This window comes from Corallococcus carmarthensis (genome assembly GCF_003611695.1).
Classification (GTDB): Bacteria; Myxococcota; Myxococcia; order Myxococcales; family Myxococcaceae; genus Corallococcus; species Corallococcus carmarthensis.
In genome coordinates this window covers 23,176-41,572 of record NZ_RAWE01000017.1, presented here as the reverse complement: position 1 = coordinate 41,572, position 18,397 = coordinate 23,176, and the positions used below count along the sequence as shown (strand labels likewise).

At 71.7% G+C, this 18,397-nt stretch carries 10 protein-coding genes; 8 read left to right on the top strand and 2 right to left on the bottom strand.

The window, feature by feature from the left end:
• Positions 1 to 10: 10 nt before the first annotated feature.
• Entirely contained in the window at positions 11 to 580 is a 570-nt protein-coding gene (locus D7X32_RS07560) for an imm11 family protein (RefSeq protein ID WP_120601856.1), read from the top strand.
• A gap of 52 nt (positions 581 to 632) precedes the next feature.
• Positions 633 to 1,046 (top strand): hypothetical protein, encoded by a 414-nt coding sequence (locus D7X32_RS07555; protein WP_120601830.1) that lies wholly within the window; start codon positions 633 to 635, stop codon positions 1,044 to 1,046.
• Between the two features lie 51 nt (positions 1,047 to 1,097).
• On the opposite strand, the gene lexA is transcribed toward D7X32_RS07555, so the two are convergent.
• Complete coding sequence (lexA, locus tag D7X32_RS07550) at positions 1,098 to 1,766, bottom strand: transcriptional repressor LexA (RefSeq protein WP_120601829.1); 669 nt, start codon at positions 1,764 to 1,766, stop codon at positions 1,098 to 1,100.
• A 195-nt stretch (positions 1,767 to 1,961) separates the two neighbouring features.
• Here lexA and D7X32_RS07545 point away from each other — a divergent pair, with 195 nt between their 5' ends.
• The 6 genes from D7X32_RS07545 to D7X32_RS07520 all read left to right on the top strand — a co-directional run bounded on the left by D7X32_RS07545 (position 1,962) and on the right by D7X32_RS07520 (position 17,048).
• Positions 1,962 to 5,300: a response regulator gene (locus D7X32_RS07545; RefSeq protein ID WP_120601828.1), complete on the top strand. Its 3,339-nt coding sequence runs from the start codon at positions 1,962 to 1,964 to the stop codon at positions 5,298 to 5,300.
• Positions 5,297 to 7,138 carry a sensor histidine kinase gene (locus tag D7X32_RS07540; RefSeq protein ID WP_120601827.1) on the top strand — a complete coding sequence of 614 codons (1,842 nt, stop codon included), beginning with the start codon at positions 5,297 to 5,299 and terminating at the stop codon, positions 7,136 to 7,138. Before D7X32_RS07545 ends, D7X32_RS07540 begins: the two co-directional genes overlap by 4 nt.
• A gap of 32 nt (positions 7,139 to 7,170) precedes the next feature.
• Positions 7,171 to 8,145, top strand: a complete 975-nt coding sequence (locus D7X32_RS07535) for a FecR domain-containing protein (RefSeq protein ID WP_120601826.1) — start codon at positions 7,171 to 7,173, stop codon at positions 8,143 to 8,145.
• 183 nt (positions 8,146 to 8,328) lie between these two features.
• Positions 8,329 to 10,233 (top strand): Ig-like domain-containing protein, encoded by a 1,905-nt coding sequence (locus D7X32_RS07530; RefSeq protein ID WP_120601855.1) that lies wholly within the window; start codon positions 8,329 to 8,331, stop codon positions 10,231 to 10,233.
• On the top strand, positions 10,230 to 13,907 hold the full coding sequence (locus tag D7X32_RS07525; protein ID WP_341868120.1) for a flagellar motor protein: 3,678 nt from the start codon (positions 10,230 to 10,232) through the stop codon (positions 13,905 to 13,907). The genes D7X32_RS07530 and D7X32_RS07525 overlap by 4 nt, the downstream gene beginning before the upstream one ends.
• A gap of 24 nt (positions 13,908 to 13,931) precedes the next feature.
• Positions 13,932 to 17,048: a hypothetical protein gene (locus tag D7X32_RS07520; RefSeq protein ID WP_120601825.1), complete on the top strand. Its 3,117-nt coding sequence runs from the start codon at positions 13,932 to 13,934 to the stop codon at positions 17,046 to 17,048.
• Here D7X32_RS07520 and D7X32_RS07515 read toward each other — a convergent pair.
• Positions 17,032 to 18,387: a response regulator gene (locus D7X32_RS07515; protein WP_120601824.1), complete on the bottom strand. Its 1,356-nt coding sequence runs from the start codon at positions 18,385 to 18,387 to the stop codon at positions 17,032 to 17,034. The two genes, D7X32_RS07520 and D7X32_RS07515, sit on opposite strands and share 17 nt — an antisense overlap.
• Positions 18,388 to 18,397: the final 10 nt, after the last annotated feature.

Genomic DNA, 18,397 nt, shown 5'->3' with positions numbered 1-18,397 from the left:
GGAGCCATCACTGCCACGGCGCTACTTCCGGCTTCTTGATGACGTCACCATCCCAGGCCGATGGGAGTTGGGCATTGCCCTGGATGCGGGTGGAAACGAGGTGGACGACCCCTGGATGTTCAGAGAGGGTCGGACTGCGCCTCCTCGCCAGGCGCTGCGCATTCCCGTGGAGCATCCGGGAACGCCCCTCGACTTCTCACTGGCTGGATTCAGCACGCCTGTGGTTCATCCGCGGGTCGCAGCCGTTCTTTTAGAGCTGGCAGCGCAGGACATCCAGCTCGTGCCCGTGGCCGTCCAGGGCCATGCGGAGCCGTACGCCATCCTCGTGGCGACCCGGCTCATCCGCTGCATTGATGATGCCGCGTCCGACGAGGTGATCCGCTGGACACCTCAAGATGGCCGGCCGGATCGCGTGGGCCAGTATCGCGACGTTGACGGCATGCGCATCGATCCAACGCAGGTCGGAGATGCGAAGGTGTTCCGGACGTGGGGCTGGTCCATCGCCCTCATCGTCTCCGAGGACATCAAGCTCGCATTGGAGCGCATCCGCGCCACGGGAATACGGTTCACCGAAGTCTGATTGTCGGGCCGTGACGAGGAACCGAGGGGGAAGACACGAAGTCGGGCTGTGGATGACCGACCACGGTGGCGGCCCCGAGATCCTGCGTGGCGCTGAATTCAAGAGAGCGCAGGCGCGAGCGCTGAGCGCCCAGGGCGTTGGCGTGAACATCCGGACGCCCTCGTCCGACGCACCGGTCTCCTCCTACCTCTCGCTGGAAGTGCTCAAGGAGAAGGTCCGGGGCCGCAGGTCCATGAACGGTGTCCACGCGCCGGACCTCTGCGCCAGCATCCACGTCGCCTGTGGCTTCACGCAGACCGCGTTCGGCCGCATCGACTGCGGCGTGTGTCCCCAGGGGCAGACCTGCACCGCCGAAAACACCTGCTGCACGCCCGCGACCTGCGCCTCGCTGGGCCGGTCCTGCGGCACCGTCGTGGCGGACGGCTGTGGCCACGCGCTCGACTGCGGCGCCTGTCCCGTCCGTTGAAAAGCCTCCCGCCCGGGCCCACGGTCCCAGGGCGGAAGTGACGCGGGCCGCTTAAGTCCGGCCGCCCTGCAGCTTCCGGTACACGCCCACCACCTGCCCCAGGATCATCGTGGAGCGGAAGTCCGAGCGGTTCACGTAGATGGGCTGCATCGTCGCGTTCGCCGGCTGGAAGCGGATGCGGTCGTTCTCCGGGTAGTAGCGCTTCACCGTGGCCTCGTCCTCGATGAGCGCCACCACGATTTCACCCGGCTGCGCCGACGGCGTCTTCTTCACGAAGAGGTAGTCCCCGTCGTGGATGCCGTCGTCGATCATCGACTGGCCCTTGACCCTCAGCGCGAACACCTCACGGCCGTTCACCCCGCCCAAGAGGAAGCTGTCGATCTTGACCGAGTCCTCCATGTGCTCCTGGGCCAGCGCCGGCGCCCCGGCCGCCACCTTGCCCAAGAGGGGGATCTCCACCATGCCGGACTCCCGGCTCTTCATCCCCAGGCCCAGCAGCAGCCTTGCCCGCTTGGTGGGCACCAGCGAGCGGCTCTGCTGCTCGCCCCGGGTCAGGTAGCCCTTGCGCTCCAGGGCCTTCAGGTGGTCGTTCACCCCGTTGGTCGACCGGATGTCCATGTGCTCCCCAATCTCCCGGATGGTGGGGGGGAAGCCTCGGACCTCCGTCTCCTTCACGATGAAGGTGAGGATTTCGCGCTGGCGCTCCGTGAGCTCTTCCATGGCCGCACTCCTTCGCTCGGTCGCCCGCCTGCTCTGGCGGTGATGGGCAACAGAATTTCAGTGCTCCATGCTCCCTGAACATACGTGTAGAGTCAATCTGTTCAGTACCCCCACCCATACCGTGCGTGCTCCCTCAACCCGTCTTTCTCGCAACTTGAGGAGGCGCGTTGATCTCGGCGTACACTTGGCGCCGCCGTGTCCGACCTCCGCCACACGCTGCTCTTCGTCGATGACGAGGCCGACGTCCTGGACATCCTCAGCCGGATGTTCCAGCGACGCTATCGCGTCCTCACCGCCCCCCACGGCAAGGCAGCCCTGGAAATCCTGCGTACCGAGTCCGTGGACGTCCTCGTCACCGACCAACGCATGCCGGAGATGACCGGCATCGACCTGGTCAACGCCGCGCGAGCGGAAGGGATGGACGTCACCACGCTGCTGCTGACCGCGTACACGGACCCGCAGGACATCATCGCGGCCATCAACCAGGGCCAGGTGTACCGCTACGTCACCAAGCCGTGGGACGTGAACGACCTGCTCATCACCGTGAAGAACGCGGTGGAGTTCGCCCAGCTCAAGAAGGACAAGGAGAAGCTCATCCGCCAGCTGCACCAGCGGGTGGAGGCCCTCTTCGTCCTCTACGAGGTCAGCCGCGCCAGCGCGAACGACCCGGCCAGCTACGACGCCATCATCGACCGCGTGCTCACCGCCGTGGCCCGCGTGCTGCCGTATGACTGCGGCGCGGCCCTCATCGCGCCGGACGGACAGCGCGGCGCCACGCTGCGCCTGCGCTGCGTGGGCAACGTGGGCGAGGAGGCGCTGCTGGGCGTCAAGGAGTCCATGCTCGGCGCGTATCGCAAGAGCAGCGGCCTGACGCTGCCGGAGGACCGGGTCATCACCCGCGTCACCGGCACCACCACCAAGGACTCCGCGTCCCCCGTCGTCTACCCCAACCAGCTCACGGTGAACCTCACCGCCGCTGGGCGGCCCGTGGGCATGCTGTCGCTGTTCTCCCACCGCGCGGACGCGTTCACGGAGGACGACGGGCTCTTGCTGGACGTGCTCGCCAACCAGACGGCGGACGCCATCCAGTCGCTGCGGTCCGCGGAGGAAGAAGCCCGCCACCGCATGGAGCGCATGGTCGCGTCCATGGCGGACGGCGTGGTGCTCACCGACGAGAAGAACGACATCGTGGTGATGAACCCCGCGGCCCGCCGCATCCTGCGCGCGGGGGAGGAGGGGCAGGGACCCTCGAACCGGCTCCTGGAGGAGCGCCTGGGCTTCCAGCCGTTCCAGCTGGTGCGCAACCTGGAGTACAGCGGCCACCAGGTGCTGCGCGAGGACGTGAAGCTCTTCGAGCGCACCGTGCAGACCACCGTGACGCCCGTCAACGACGCGCGCGGCACCCTGCGCGGCGTGTGCGTGGTGCTGCGCGACATCACCGACCAGAAGCGGCTGGAGGAGCGCAAGGACACCTTCGTCTCCATGGTGAGCCACGAGCTGCGCACGCCGCTCACCTCCATTACCGGCGCGCTGGACCTGGTGCTCAACCGGATGGCGGGGGACATCAACGAACGGCAGCACCGCTACCTGTCGCTGGCGAAGGACTCCGCGGAGAAGCTCAACAGCATCGTTGACGACCTGCTGGACCTGTCGAAGTACGCGCAGGGCCGGCTGAAGATGAGCTTCGAGCGCATCTACCTGGAGGAGCTCGTCCAGCGCGTGGTGGAGAAGTACGGGCCCGCCTTCGCGGAGAAGCGCATCCGCGTGGTGCCCCTGCTTCCGCAGCACCCGCTGCGCGCCATGGTGGACCCCAACCGCGTGAACCAGGTGCTCAACAACCTGCTCAACAACGCGGTGAAGTTCACGCCGGACGGCGGTGAGGTGCGCGTGGAGTTGCGCGCCACGTCCAGCCTGCCCGGCTACGTGGTGCTCTCCTGCTGGAACAGCGGCGACCCCATTCCGGAAGAGAGCCTGGAGCGCATCTTCGACCGCTTCGAGCAGGCCCGCACCCAGGCGAACCGCACCGTGCGCGGCACCGGCCTGGGCCTGCCCATCTGCCGCAACATCGTGGAGGCCCACGGCGGCCGCATCTGGTCCGAGCCGTCCAACGACGGCGTGCGCTTCATCGCCGTGCTGCCCACCGAACCGCCCCAGGACGTGCTGACCCAGGCGGCCGTGGACACGCTCCTGCCGTCGCCGCAGCCCATCCGCTCGGATTCGCGCGGCAAGGTGCTCGTCATCGAGGGCGAGCCCGAGGTGGGCCACATCATGAAGGCCCTGCTGGGCGCCCGGGGCTACCGGGTGCGCCTGGCCGCGACCGCGGAAGAGGGCCTCTCCGCCGCGCGCAACCTGCACCCGGACGTGGTGCTGGTGTCGGTGCGGCTGCCGGACGTGGACGGTCTGCGGCTGGCGGAGATCCTCCGGAATGATCCGGAGACGCGCCGCGCGCCGCTCCTGCTCACCTCCGCGTTCGACGAGCGCCAGCGCGCCTTCCGGGCCGGCGCGGATGCGTTCCTCGTGCGCCCCCTGGCGGGCGACAAGCTGCTGGCCACGGTGGACTCGCTGGCGCGCGGCCGGGGTGGGGCGCAGCACGGGCGCGTGCTCGTCGTGGACGACGACGTGAAGATCGCCCTCATCTGCCGCGAGGTGCTGGAAGGACTGGGCTTCGAGGTCGACGTCGCGCACAGCGTGGAGGAGGGCCGCCGTTCGCTGCGCGAGCGCAGGCCGGACGCGGTGCTGCTGGACGTCACGCTGCCGGACGGAGACGGGTTCGCGTTCCTGGAGGAGATCAAGGCCGAGCGCGCCTCGGGCCACATCTCCGTCATCTTCATCTCCGCGCGCACGGAGACGTCTTCCAAGGTCCGCGCGCTGAAGCTGGGCGGGGACGACTACATCACCAAGCCCTTCGACGCGCTGGAGCTGGGCGCGCGCGTGGAGAGCATGTTGCGGCGCAAGGAGCAGGAGCTGTCCTCGTCGCCCACCACGCAGCTGCCCGGCTCCACCGCCATCGAGCGCGAGGTGCAGCGCCGGCTGGGTGCGCGCCAGCCGTTCGCCTTCTGCTACCTGGACCTGGACAACCTCAAGGCCTACAACGACTACTACGGCTTCGCGAAGGCGGACGGCGTGGTGCGCCAGACGGGCGACCTGATGCGGGAGATCTTCCAGCAGGAAGGCGCCCCGGGGGACTTCCTGGGCCACGTGGCCGGGGACGACTTCGTGTTCATCACCTCCGTGGAGTCGGTGGACCGCGTGTGCCAGCGGGCCATTGAAGCGTTCGACCGGATCATCCCGCTCTATTACGACCGGCAGGACCGGGAGCGCGGCCACATCGAGGCGGAGGACCGCTTCGGGGAGAAGCGCCATTTCCCCATCATGAGCGTGTCCGTGGTGGCGGTGATGACGGATGGCGTGGCGCATGACCACGCGGAGCTGGCGCGCCGGGCCGCGGACATGAAGAAGCGGGCGAAGGCGATTCCCGGATCCGTCTTCCTGCGCAGCGACTTAGAGCGCGTGGTCCGGTCCGTCACTGGATGAGGCTCTACCAGCAGCTCATCCTCTTCATGCTCGCCGCGACGGTGCTGCCCCTGGCCATCGTCGGCTTCCTGCTCCTGTCGCGCTCGGAGCAGGCGCTCGCGCAGCGCATCGATGAGCAGCAGCGCGCCACCGCCACCGCCACCGCGGAGGCCGTGGAGGCGAGCCTGATGGAGGTCGTCAACGGCCTCGCCCGGTCCGCGGAGCTCTTGCCCTGGGACCGCGCCACGCCCGAAGAGGTGCGCGGCATGCTGATGCTCCTGTACGGCCAGTCCACCACGGTGAGCGCGGTCATCCAGGCGGACGCGAACGGCCAGCCCCTGGGGCCCGCCGTGTTCCGGAGCGCGGAGCCGCTGGAGCACCACCCCGCCTTCGACGCCGCGAGCATCCGTCAGCTGGCGCACGCGGTGCCGGTGGAGCAGTTCCGCAACGGCGGCAAGGGCCAGGCGGCGCTGGGCAGCGCGTATGTGCACGCGGGCTCGGGCGTGGCCGCGGTGCCGGTGGCGGTGAAGCTGGGGGCTTCGGAGGAGGCGCCCTACGCCGTCGCGGAGCTCGTCTTCACCCAGTTGGAGGCGCTGCTCGCGCGGCGCGCGAACGACGGGTCCGCGCGGCTGGACGTGGTGGACACCGAGGGGCGCATCCTGGCCAGCTCCCAGCCCGCGCGGCGGATGGCGGCGCTGGAGCCGGAGCTGCGACAGGCGCTGGGGTCCCTCCAGGACGCGGACAGCGGACGCAGCTTCCAATTGAAGGACCCCGCGCGCCGCGTGAGCGTGGCCTGGGTGGACACGCTGGAGATGGGCGTCGTCGTCACGGAGGACGAGGCCCTGGCGCTGACGCCGGTGCGGGAGCTGCGCACCACGGTGCTCGCGTCCGTGGCGGGCGCGCTGGTGGTGCTGCTGGGCCTGGGCGCGCTCTTCACCCGGCGGCTGGACCGGCGGCTCGCGGAGGTGGTGCAGGGCGCGGAGGCCTATGGCCGCGGAGAGCTGGAGCGCCGCCTGCGCGTGGAAGGCCAGGACGAGCTGAGTGAGCTGGCGTCCACCTTCAACCGCATGGGCGAGGAGCTGGAGGCGTCCCGCTCGCGGCTCATGAGCTGGAACGACGACCTGCGCGTCCGGGTGGAGGAGGCCACGGCGGACCTGCGGGCGGCGCAGCTGCAACTGGTGGAGGCGCAGAAGCTGGCGGCGGTGGGCCAGCTGGGCGCGGGCGTGGCGCACGAAATCAACAACCCGCTGGCCGGCATCCTGGGCAACGTGCAGCTGCTGCTCCTGGACCGGGGCGCGGACGACGTGGACTTCGAGACGCTGCGCAAGATCGAGCAGAGCGCCAAGCGCTGCAAGGACATCACCCAGAACCTGCTGCGCTTCTCCCAGCAGCGCGAGCGTCCGGACCTGCGGCCCATGGACCTGAACGCGGTGGTGCGCGACGCGCTGAACCTCACGGAGAACCAGACGCGCGGCGAGGGCATCGACCTGGTGACGGAGCTGAGCGCGGAGGTGCCTCGGGTGAAGGCGGATCCCGGGCACCTGTCGCAGGTGGTGCTGGCGCTCTTGTCCAACGCTCGCACCGCGATGCTGAAGACGCCGGTGAAGCGGCTCACGCTGCGCACGGGTGAGCGCGACGGGATGTGCATCCTGGAGGTGGAGGACACCGGCAAGGGCATCGCGGAGAGCATCCGGCCGCGCATCTTCGAGCCCTTCTTCACCACCAAGGACGTCTGGTCCAATGTGGGCCTGGGCCTGAGCGTCGCGTGGCGCATCATCACGGAGGCCGGGGGGACGCTGGAGGTCCGCTCGGAGGCAGGGCAGGGGGCCCGGTTCACCATCGTGCTGCCGCGGGCATAGAGCCCGCCGCGTGTGCTAGTGAGGGCTTTCGTATGGCCGCTTCCCCCACTCGCAAGCGACAGGCGCCGTTCCTCGTCGGGCTCGTGCTCATCCTGGCCGCGCTCCCGGTGGGCTGGTTCGTCTTCCTGCGGGAGACGCCCGCTCCGTTGCCGCCCACCGCGCCGCCGCGTGCCACCACCGCGGCGGTGGAGCAGAAGAAGGCCGTGGAGATGGTGCTCAGCAGCTTCGACGGCACCGTGGAAGTGCGGCACGGCGAGGGGGCGTGGGAGCCCGCCCAGAAGAACATGCCGCTGCGGCCGACGGACGTGGTGCGCACGGGCCGTGGGTCCTGGGCGGTGCTGCTCAACGGCGAGTCCGTGGAGCTGCGCATGGAGCCCGACTCCGAGATCTCCGTGGAGGAGATCTCGAACGAGCTGTCGAAGGTGATGCTGGCCAGCGGTCTGGCCACCGCCACCGTGCGGGGCCGCCCCAACGTCCGCCACACCTTCATCTTGAAGGCGAAGAACGGCGACGCGGAGGCGAGCACCAGCCAGGGTACCTTCACCATGAGCAACAACGGCGCGGGCACCGTGAGCGTGGGCACCCGCGAGGGCGACGTGAAGCTGACCGGCAAGGAGGGCAAGTACGTGATCGTGCGCGCCGGCCAGCGGTCCATCGTCCGTCCCGGCCATGCCCCCACCGAGCCGGATCCCATCCCCAGCACCGTGTTCCTGAAGATGGAGTGGCCCAAGGCCAAGAAGCTTCGCCAGCGCGAAGTCACCGTCGTGGGCCACACGGATCCGGGCAGCCGGGTGATCGTGGACGACGTCATCGTGCCAACGGACGCGGACGGGGGCTTCACGCTCAACGTCCCACTCAACGAGGGCAGCAACACCGTCCAGGTGCGCGCCGTGGGCGTGGGCGGCGCGCACCTGGACTCGCAACGCGAGCTGGTGGTGGACACGACGCCCGTGATCAAGTTCAGGCCCGAGGAGATCTGGGGGCCCGACGGAGGCACCCCGCCCTGATCCGCCGGGTGGGCCTCCAGGTCTTATGAAGGGATGCCCACTTCGTGGGTGGGGCGGGTTGATTGGGGTGTCCCCAGGGCTAAGGGGTGGCCCCTTCCCGGGGCCAGCGGCAGCAAAGTGGTGCAGTCCCGGCGGGGGGCCTTGTAGAGTCGGGTGACCCTGGAACGTCTCCTGCTCTCCGCGCTGGTGTTGATCTGTGCCCCGGTCTGGGCGGCTTCGCTGGAGCTGCTCGGCCCTGACGCGCCCGTGCCTCCAGAGGGCTTCGCGGTCGCGGTGGTGCGCAGGGATTCGAGCGGACAGCCGGTGGCGTTCACGCCGTCATCGGTGACGGCGGAGGGCGCGGAGCTCAAGCCCGGCCCGGAGGTTCCGCCGCTGCACACCTGGGTCGTGGTTCCGAAGGCCCAGGCGCGCGAGGTGGTGGTGCGCGTGAAGGGCGACGGTGAGGAGGCCCAGGCCCGCTATGACGTGGGGCCGCCCGCCAGCCGCATGGAGCTGTCCCTGGAGCCCGCGCTGCCGGTGAAGGGGCGCGACAAGGAAGCGACGCTCACCGTGAGGCGGCTACGGCCAGACGGCACTCCGGATGACAGCGGCGCGCCGCCGGTGATGCGCGCGAGCACCGGGCAGGTGGAGGGGCTCAAGCACACGGGACCGGGCACGTACGTCGCCCGCTACGTGCTGCCCCCGACGCGCCTGCCCGAGGCGGCCATCCTGGTGGCGCTGTCCGCGTGGCCGCATCCGCAGTCGGTGCATGGAGCGTATGGGCGGCTGCTGGTGCCGTTGGCGGCATCGGTGAACCTGCCTGGCCAGAGCGAGCCCGGGGGACAGGTGTCGCTGGAGGTGGCGGGCCAGCGCTTCGGGCCCGTGCCGGTGGACGCGGGCGGGCGCTTCGTGCTGCCACTGGTGGTACCCCCCGGCTATTCGATGGCCCGGGGCGAGGTGAAGGACGATTCGGGCCACGTGGAGCGCCTTGCCATCGACCTCCAGCTGCCGCCCACGGATGGCCTGGCGTGCGTGCTCAACCCGCAGCGGCTGCCCGCGGACGGCATGTCCCAGGCCCGTCTGTTGTGCGCGACCAGTGATCCGAAAGGGCTTCCCGTCGCGGATGCACGCGTCACGGTGAAGGCGAAGTACGGCCGGCTGGACGGGCCCCAACGCGACACGAACGGCATGCTGGAGTGGCGCTACACGGCGCCGCGCACGCTCGCGGCGGATGAGCGCATCGAAGCAGCCTGGCCGCAGCGGGGCCCGGGCTCGCGCGAGTCGCTGCCGATGCAACTGGTGCAGGGCGCGGTGCGCGACGTGACGGTGTCGTTGTCCGAGCCGCTGGTGCATGCGGAGACAACGGCGCGGGTGGTGGTGGTGGCGCGGGATGCTTCCGGCCAGCCGCGTGCGGATGCCAAGGTGGCGCTGTCCTCGACCCTTGGGACGGCGGGACCGGCGGTGGAGTCTCCTCCGGGGACGTTCACGCTTCCCTGGACCGCGCCGCAGGGGACCTGGGGGACGACCACGGAGTTGACCGTGCGCGCCTACGGTCCGACAAGCACGGAGCCCGCGCGGCTCGCGGTGTGGCGGCAGGGCACGGCGCTCGTCGCGGGCGTGGTGGACCTGGCGGGCTGGCCCGTGCCCCGTCAGCCGCTGCGGGTGAACGGCCAAGAGAAGGTCACAGGGGAGGACGGGACGCTGACCGTGGGTGCGGTGGTGCCCGGTAAGGTGCGCGTGTCGCACGGCGTGTGGCCGGGGCTGGACGTCACGGTGTACGTGCTGGGGCCGCAGGGACCGGTGTTCCCGGAGTCCGCGCCGCTGGTGCCCGCGCCCGTCGTGCAGCGGGTGGAGCTGGCGCCGCCGCTGCCGGTCAACGTGCGGGTGCGCATCGAAGGCGCGCGGGTGACGTGCTGGGTGGAGGATGCGAGCGGCCGCGTGCTGACGGATCGCCCGGTGCACGTCGCGTTGTCCGAGGGCGAGCGGGGTGACGAGTCTGTGCAGGACGGGCTCAGGCGCTTCACGGTGCGTGGCGCGCAAGGACCCGTGAGCGTGTCCGTGGCGGACGTGCGCACGGGCGTGACGGCGGTGGAAGAGGTGCGGCCTTGAGGTCCCCGGTCCCGGCGCAGGGTGATGCGCGCGCGGCCGGGATGGCCCGGGGTGGGGCGCTGCTTCGCGCCGTGGGCCGGCATGCCACTGTCAGCCTCGTGCTCGTGCTGCTCCTGCTGTCGTCCGTGGCGTCCGCGCAGGCGCTGTCCTCGGACCTGCCGACCCAGGCCTCGACAATCGCGGGACGCGTCTGCGTGGACGTGGACGGCGATGGCCTCTGCGGACCCGACGAGCCCGGTCTCGCGGACGTGCGACTGGTGCTGTCCACGGGCCGCGAGGTGCGCACGGATGCCTTCGGCCGCTACCACCTCACCGGCGTGGACTCGCGCGTGCCGGACCTGACCGACGGCCCGCACCTGCGCCCCGGACGCCATGCGCTGAAGGTGGATCCGCGAAGCCTGCCGCCCTCCAGCCAGGTGGTCCCCCGGACCGCGACCGTGGAGGTTCCCTGGGGCGCCGCCGTCCTCCAGGACTTCGCCGTGCGCTCCCCGCCCACGCGCGCCTCCGCGCCCCCCAGCGCCGCGCCTGGCAGCCCCCCCGAGGCCCGCATCGCCAACGGTGGACTCCGCTTCGTCATCAGCGGCAAGGCCTCCCCCGGCGACCGGGTCCGCGCGGGGGACGTGGACGCGACCGTGGAGGACTCCGGCGCGTGGCTCGCGACGGTGCCGCTCCAGCCGGGACGGAACGTCATCGCCATCACCACCACCTCGCCGGGCGGCGCGGTGGAGTTCGCCCAGCACACGTTCGACGTGGTGCGACGCGGTGAGCGCGGGTGGCTCGTCATCCCTCGCGAGAGGAATCGCCTGGGCGCCGTGCGAGGGCTCTCCGCGGACGCGCCACTGCCCGCCGGAGACACGTTCCTGCGCCTGGAGGTGCCACCCGGCACCGAGGTGACGTCTTCCGACACGATCCTCCACGCGGGCCCCGACGGTGAAGTCCGCCTGCCCGTGCGGCTCGTGCCGGGTCGCAACACCCTCCCCATCACGCTGGCTCCTCCATCGCAGCCCGCGAGCACCGTGACGGTGTCCGTCGAAGCGAGTGCCCAGCCCTTCGTCGTGGGCCTGCTCGACATGGAAGCCAGCATCGCGCCCGCTGGCGGCGGCTTCCGGCTGCGGGGGCGCGGTGCCCTCCACGGCGAAGCCCAGGTGGGGCCGGTGCAGGTGGTCGGCGAACTGGACCTGACCGACACCGACCTGCGCCAACTGAACGACGCGCCGCTCGCGGACTGGCTGCGCCCCCGGCTGCCTGAACGCTTCGACCGCTGGCCCGACCCCGACCTCGCGCCGGCGGAGTGGGGCGACGCTTCCGTGTCGCTCACGCCCAACCCCGCCGAAGGGCGCCTGCGCCTGGAGGCCCGGCACGAGCAATATGGCCGCGCGGGCTTCGGCACCTACCGCGCGCTGCTCCAGGACCGCGAGGTGGGCCGCTACCACCGCCCCCTCTTCGGCCCCTACGCGGAGCTGCGCGAACAGCTGGGCCCCGTGCGCGTGGGCATGGACGTGTTCGCCGGAGGGCTGGTGGACCCCACGCGCGGTCTGGCCGCGACCCCCGCGCACGAGGAGCTGCGGGCCACCGGCGGCAGCCTCTACTACCTCGGGGGCGGCATCGTGGCGGAGGGCTCCGAGCTGGTGCGCGTGGAGGTGCGCGACGGCGTCACCGGCCTACCGCTGGGCGAGCAGCACCTCATCCGGGGCCGCGACTACGACATCGACTACCTCGCGGGCCGCATCCTGCTCGCGCGCCCGCTGTCGTTCCTCACCGGGGCGTCGCTCCTGCGCACGGACGCGCTCACCGAGGCGCCGGAGCCGGTGCTCGTCGTGGATTACGCCGTGCTGCACTCAGGCGATCCACGCGACTCGGTGGGCGGCGAGGCCTGGGCGCGCTGGCGCGACTCCACCGTCGGCCTCTCCGCCGTGCGCGAGCGCCGTTTGGGCGCTCCCTTCCAACTGCTGTCGGGGCGGGGCCAGACACGGCTGGGGGGCTACTCGCTCCTCGCCGAGGCCGCGAGCAGCCGGGGCTTCGCGGTGGACTCCAGCGTGTTCGGCGTGTCGGACGACGGCGGCCTGTCCTTCCTCCGCCCCATGGGCACGCAGGACGACCATGGCGGCGCGGTGGGCCTGCGCCTGAGCGGCCCTGGTGTGCTGGGGCCCGCGCATGGCGGCGCCGTGGAGGCCGCGTGGCGCGAGCGCTCCCGGGGCTTCTCCGACGGTGCGCACCTGGACGCCGCGCGCTTCCGGCAGCTGTCCCTGCGCGTCGCGCAGCCCGTGGGCCCGGTGGAGCTCACGCTCCTGGGCGACGAGCGGCGTTCGGCGGATCCGCGCCTGCCCTTCGAGGACACGCCCTTTGGTGCCCGCACGCTGGGCGCCGCCGTGGCCTACGAGCGCGATGACTGGGGCGCACGCGTGGAGCTGCGCGACAGCTGGCTGCGCGCCACGGACGTGCCCGGCGAGGGCGACGCGCTCGAGGGCGGCCGGACGTCGCTGGGCGTGGCGGGGCACTACGCGCTGACCTCGCGCCTCACCCTGTCCGCGGGCCACCGGCAGCGGCTGCACGAGCGCGGCGAAGGCCTGGGCCGCATGGATGACACCTTCACCTCCGCGGGCGTGGACGTGAGGCTGGACGACGACGCCTCCGTGGGCTTGAAGGGCGGCTGGGGCCCCGAGCTGGGCCCGCAGGCCTGGCTGGACGCGCGCGTGCGGCACGGCCAGGAGACGTACTACGGCGGCTACTCCGTGGACGTGGACGGGCCGGACTTCGGCGCGGGCCGCGCGGTGACGGGCGCTCGCACGGAGGTGGGGGATGGCACCACCGTGTTCGTGGAGGACGTGAGTGCGCACGATGCCATGGCGGTGCGGCGGGCCCGCGCGGTGGGCTTCCAGTGGGCGGCGGGCAAGAGCGGCTTCAGCGCGGGGGCCCGCTACGAGCGCGGTGTGCGCAACCCGCTGGACATCGCCAGCGACCTCACGCGCGACGTGGCCAGCGTGTCCGCGCAGTGGCTGCGCGAGCGCTTCCGGGCGGACGTGCGCGCTGAATTGCGCCACGAGGAGGGCACCCCCGCGCTTGGCACCTCCGGCCCGGTGGACCGCACCCAGGTGGTGCTGGCGCTGGCCGCGGAGGCCCAGCTGCTGAAGGACGTGACGGCCTCCGGACGCCTGGACTTCGCGCACACGGCGGGCCGGGAGGGGCTGGAGGCCCGGTTCGCGCAAGGGTTCGCGGCGCTCGTCTGGCGGCCCGGCCCCTGGCTGGTGGTGGCGCGCTACGGCCTCACGCGAGAGCTGTCCCCCGGCGCCCGCTTCTACTTCGGGGACCGGATGCTCCAGACGGTGTCGCTGATGCCGGCGGTGCGGCTGGGCGAGCGGCTCTCCGTGGCGTCGGGCCTTCATGTGGGACGCTCCAGCCTGGGGGAGTCCTCCCGCTGGGTGTGGACGGGGACGCTGCGGCCCGCGGTGCGGGTGGTGGGCGGACTGGAGGTCGCGGTGGAGGCCGCCCGGCGTACGTCCGCGGCGGACGACCAGGGCCTGAGCGCGCTGCGGCCGGAAGTCGCTTACCGGCTGGACGAGCGCCTCCGGGTGGCCCTGGGGTACACCGTCCTGGGCTTCAGCGGCTTGGGTCTGGAGGCCGAATCGGAGGATGCTCCGGATCGCCTCTACCTCCGGGTGGAAGTGGCCTGGTAGGCGCCGGGCAGAGGGAAGCCGAACGTGCGAGTCTGGCGGATCATCCTGGGGCTGGGGCTGTGCGCGGGTGTGGCTCGCGCGGAGTGGTCCAACGTCCAGACCCAGACGGGCCTTCCAAAGGACGTGACTGTCTTCCGGCCCGGCTTCTTCGCCGTGGCGACCGACACGCAGCTGTACGTGTCGCGCGATGGCGGTGTGACGACCGTGAACGTGGGCATGGCGGGCAGCTTCCTGCGCGCGCCCGACTGCGTGGTGGGCATCCGCACGGACGGGACGCTCCAGAGCGTGGGCGGCTGCTCTCCGGCGGATGACGGCAAGCACCTGTTCCCCGACGACGGCAACGACTACGAGGTGCGCTCCGTACGCGTCACGGCGGACGGGGGCGTGGGCTACGCCGTCGCCGCCGAGCAGCCCCTGCTGACCCCCCAGTTCCGCTCCTCGCTCGTCGCGCCGGATGGCGGCACGGCGGAGTGGGGCACCCTGGCGACTCCGCTGCCGGGCCTGTCCGCCCAGCCGCAGCTCGCGGTGCTGCCCCCGCAGGCGGATGGCCAACCGCAGGCGCTGTTCTCCGTGTCCCCATCCAAGGCCAACTTCCTCTGGTACCGGGGCAAGGACGCGGTGGCCTACGTGGCGTCGGGCATCACCCCGCCGAACCGGGCCCACGGCGTGGCGCTCCTGCCGGGCGCGACGCCGGACAAGCCGCTCGCGTTCTTCGGCAACGACACGGGCCTGTTCCGAGGCACCCTGGGCGACACCGGCTATCCCTTCGCACCCATCCCGCTGGCGCCCGGCGCGGTCGACGCGCTCGCGCTCGACGTGGCGAGTGGCTCCAGCGCGGGTACGGGGTTCGGCCTGCTGTTGCTCAAGCAGTCAGATGGAAAGGTGACGGCGTACAGCGCGGAGCCGGTGTCTCCGCCCGAATCACCAGGCACGCTCTGGCGGCAGAACACGGAGCTTCCCACGGGCATCACCCAGACCGCGCTGCAACTGGCCTGCGCGGATGCGTCCTACTGCGTCGCCATCCTCAACGGGCCCGCGCAGAACGTCCTCATCTACAAGAACGTGAACCCTCCCAACGTGAGCGAGCTGCCGGACAGCATCCCCGTGGACGAGGGCACGCAGGAGGAGGTGGTGCTCAAGCTGCGCGACGGTGACGGGGACGCCGTGCGGCTTTCGGCCACGGTGCGCGCGTCGGGCAGTCCGCTCGCCGTCGTCCAGGGGCCGCTCGACTCGCGCGAGGACAGCGGGCTCAAGCTGACGCTCACCGCGCCCCCAGCCATCTGCGCGACCCAGACGTCGTACCTGGACGTGATGGCCTCTGACGGACTCCGTGCGCACGACAGGTCGAAGACGGTGGCGCTGGAGCTGCGTCACACCGTCCCGCCCGGGATGCCCCAGGACGCGGGCGTGGCGGTGGCCAGCGGCGCCTTCTTCATGGGCGGGCCCTCCGGGACCCTCACGCCCACGCGAGGCACCACCGGCTGCGATCCCGTGAAGTACCTCTGGACGACGCCCGCCAGGGCACCGGTGCTCACCGTGGACGCCGCGGGCGTTGCAACCCTCACGCCGCCCTCCACCCGGGCGGACCGCTGCAAGGAGGGCATCACCGCCTTCGACTACGCGGTGCGCGCGAACGACGGCGAGCTGACCTCCCAGCCCAGGACCGTCCCGGTGCAGCTCCACCCGTGGGGCCCTCCCGAGGCGCCGTTCGCGGGCGGGATGCCCGAGGTCTTCTCCGGGGCGTCCCTGGGCCCCCAGGCGACCCACCTGTGCGCGGCGCCTCCGGGCACTCCGGCGACTCCGGGACTGCCGCCGGTGTCGACGTTCTGGTCGGTCCTGGAGAATCCCTCGGGCGTGTCGGTGCTGGCCCTGAAGGGGAGCGCCCGGCCTCCGGTGGGTTCGGAGCCCATCGAGGGCAACTCGGTGCTGCTCTCCTCCGCGACGTGCGTGGACACGCTGCAGGTGAAGCTGCGCGCCTTCAACCGCATCACCGTGGACGGCTTCCCGCTCGACAGCCCCACGGCTGACGTGGACGTCGCGGTGAAGCCGCGCTGGGTGCCGCTGAAGTCGGTGGTGCCCAAGGTGGCGGTGGACGTTCCGGAAGAGCGCAAGGTGCGCGGCCGCGTGACGACGGATCCTCCGCTCAACTGCACGGGCATGCGGGCCTTCACCACGGTGGTGACGCTGGAGGATGTGGCGGATCCGGGCCGCGTGTTGGACACGTGGACGGCCACGGGGGCCGGGGGGCCCTTCGAACTGGACCTGCCCCCCACCTGCGGCAGCGCCAGCTATACGGTGCGGGCGCGCATGCAGGAGGCGTCGGCCGAAGGCACTGTCACCACCGACGATGTGCTCGAGTCCTTCCCGCGGCGCGCGCGCGACGTGGAGCTGGGTGAGCTGGACGGCGAGCTCATCGCCACCTGTGGCGAGGGGGCCCGGGGAACGCTGCGGCAGACGATTCCGGCGGGAGCCTGCTCGTCGGTGGACCTGAAGTGGACACGTGCCAGCGGGCCCGCGCTGGAGCCGTTCGTCGACAATGAGGACACCGTGTCGTTGGCCACGGTGGACACGGCGCTGGAGTCCCTGGTGGGCGAGTTCCTCACGCTGGACGTGGCGGCCGTGGGCGAGGGTGCCAGCGGGGCGGCGCGGCAGCACGCGGTGCGCATTGGCGCGCGGCCCTTCGTGACGGTGGAGCGGCGCACGGAGACGGGGTCGGGCCTCAACTCCGGCCAGGTGGGCGTCACGGTGACGCTGCGCAACGACACCGCCTGCGACGTCAGCTCCATCCGCTACGCGGAAGACGTCACCGGCGCGCAGGTGGTGCCCGAGAGCATGACGCTGAATGGCCGGCCGGTGTCTCCGGTGGATGCGTCCGAGCAGCACTTCGCGGTGGAGCCGGTGCCGCTGCCCGCGGGCAAGACCGCGACGCTCACGTACGTGGTGCGCACGGGGCTGCTGGCCCCGCCGAAGTTCTCCGGCACCGCGACGCTGCGCGAGGTCACCGTGTCGCGCGCGGAGCCGCCGCCTCCCTCCATGTCGGGCTGCGGGTGCTCCGGCGGAGGTTCGGGCGTGACGGCCTTCGGGCTGGGCGCGCTGGCGTGGGCCGCGCGGCGCCGGCGGGGCGTCAGAGCCCGAAGCTGATGCGCTGGCGGCGGTTGGGCGTCTCCTGCCGCTCCTCCAGCACGCCCGACAGCTCCAGGCCGCGCAGGGTGGCCAGGGCCTCGCGCTCGGACAGGTCGGTGAGGGCCAGCAGGTCCTCCACCGTCTTCGTGCCGTCCGCGAACGCGAGCAGCATCGCCTGCGGCCCGTCCAGCTTCAGCTCGTGCAGGCCGTAGGGCGGATCCGCCGCGGGGAACAGGCGGCGTCCGGGCGCCATGCGCTGGCGCAGCGCCACCAGCGTCTCCGTGCGCGTGACGCCTTCCAGGATGAGGTCGCCCGGGAAGAGCGACAGCGGCACCAGGTCCGCGCGCTGCGGCCGCATGGGGCTGAAGCCGTAGCCGCCCTCCGTCCACGTGAAGGTGGACCAGAGGATGTCCTTCACCTGCTCCTCCAGCAGCTGGCGGCGCTGCTTGGGGCTCAGGAGGCCGCGCTTGAGCAGGGCGTCACCGGTGCGCAGCGAATGCTCGCGCGCGTAGCCCACGGCCTCCGCGAGCTGGGCTTCCGTGAGCGCGCCCTTGCGCAGGCAGAAGCGGCCGAAGCGCTCCGGGGCCAGGTTGGAGGCGGCGTACACGACGCGGCCCGCTTCGAAGTAGACGACCTTGAGCACCGTGCCCTGGCGCAGCTTCAGCTCGCCGTGGTGACGGGCTTCGTAATAGGCGTTGAGCAGGCGAGGCATCGACGTGTGCGCCAGGTCTCCGCCCAGCGACCACTCCGGCAGCTGGCGGCGCTGGCGCGCGGGGGCGGGCGCGGCCTCCGTCCACACGGCGCCGCGCTGGGCGAAGGGCAGGGGCAGGGCCTCCGACACGTCCGGCGTCTCATCGGGGAGCGCCGGTTCGGACGGCTCGGACGGAGACCCGACGGACTCGAGCGCGGGCTCGTCCTCCGAGGGCGTCTCCTGGACCAGCTCCTCCAGGACGAGCAGGTCCACCTCGTCGAGCAGCTCGCCGTGCGTCACGGGCGGCACGCCCGCGGCCTCTTCCAGTGCGTCGAGCACGGCGTCCAGTTCAAAGGGCTTCTCGAAGAAGGCGCAGGCGCCGTGGACCTGCGTGGCCTCCGTGGCGAAGCGGTCGCCCTTGTAGACGCCGCTGACGGCGATGGCGGGGATGGCGTGCGCACGCAGCGCTCCCAGCACCTCGCTGCCGCGGATGTCCGGCAGCAGCAGGTCCACCAGCGCGGCGTCGAAGCGGGAGTGGGGCCCCAGCGCTTCCAGCGCGGACTCCCCCGTGAAGACGGTGAGCGCCTCATGGCCCCGGTTCTGCGCCACCGTGGCGATGAGGGAGGCGAGTTCCTGGTTGTCCTCCACGATGAGCAGTCGCGCCATGGGCGGCCAG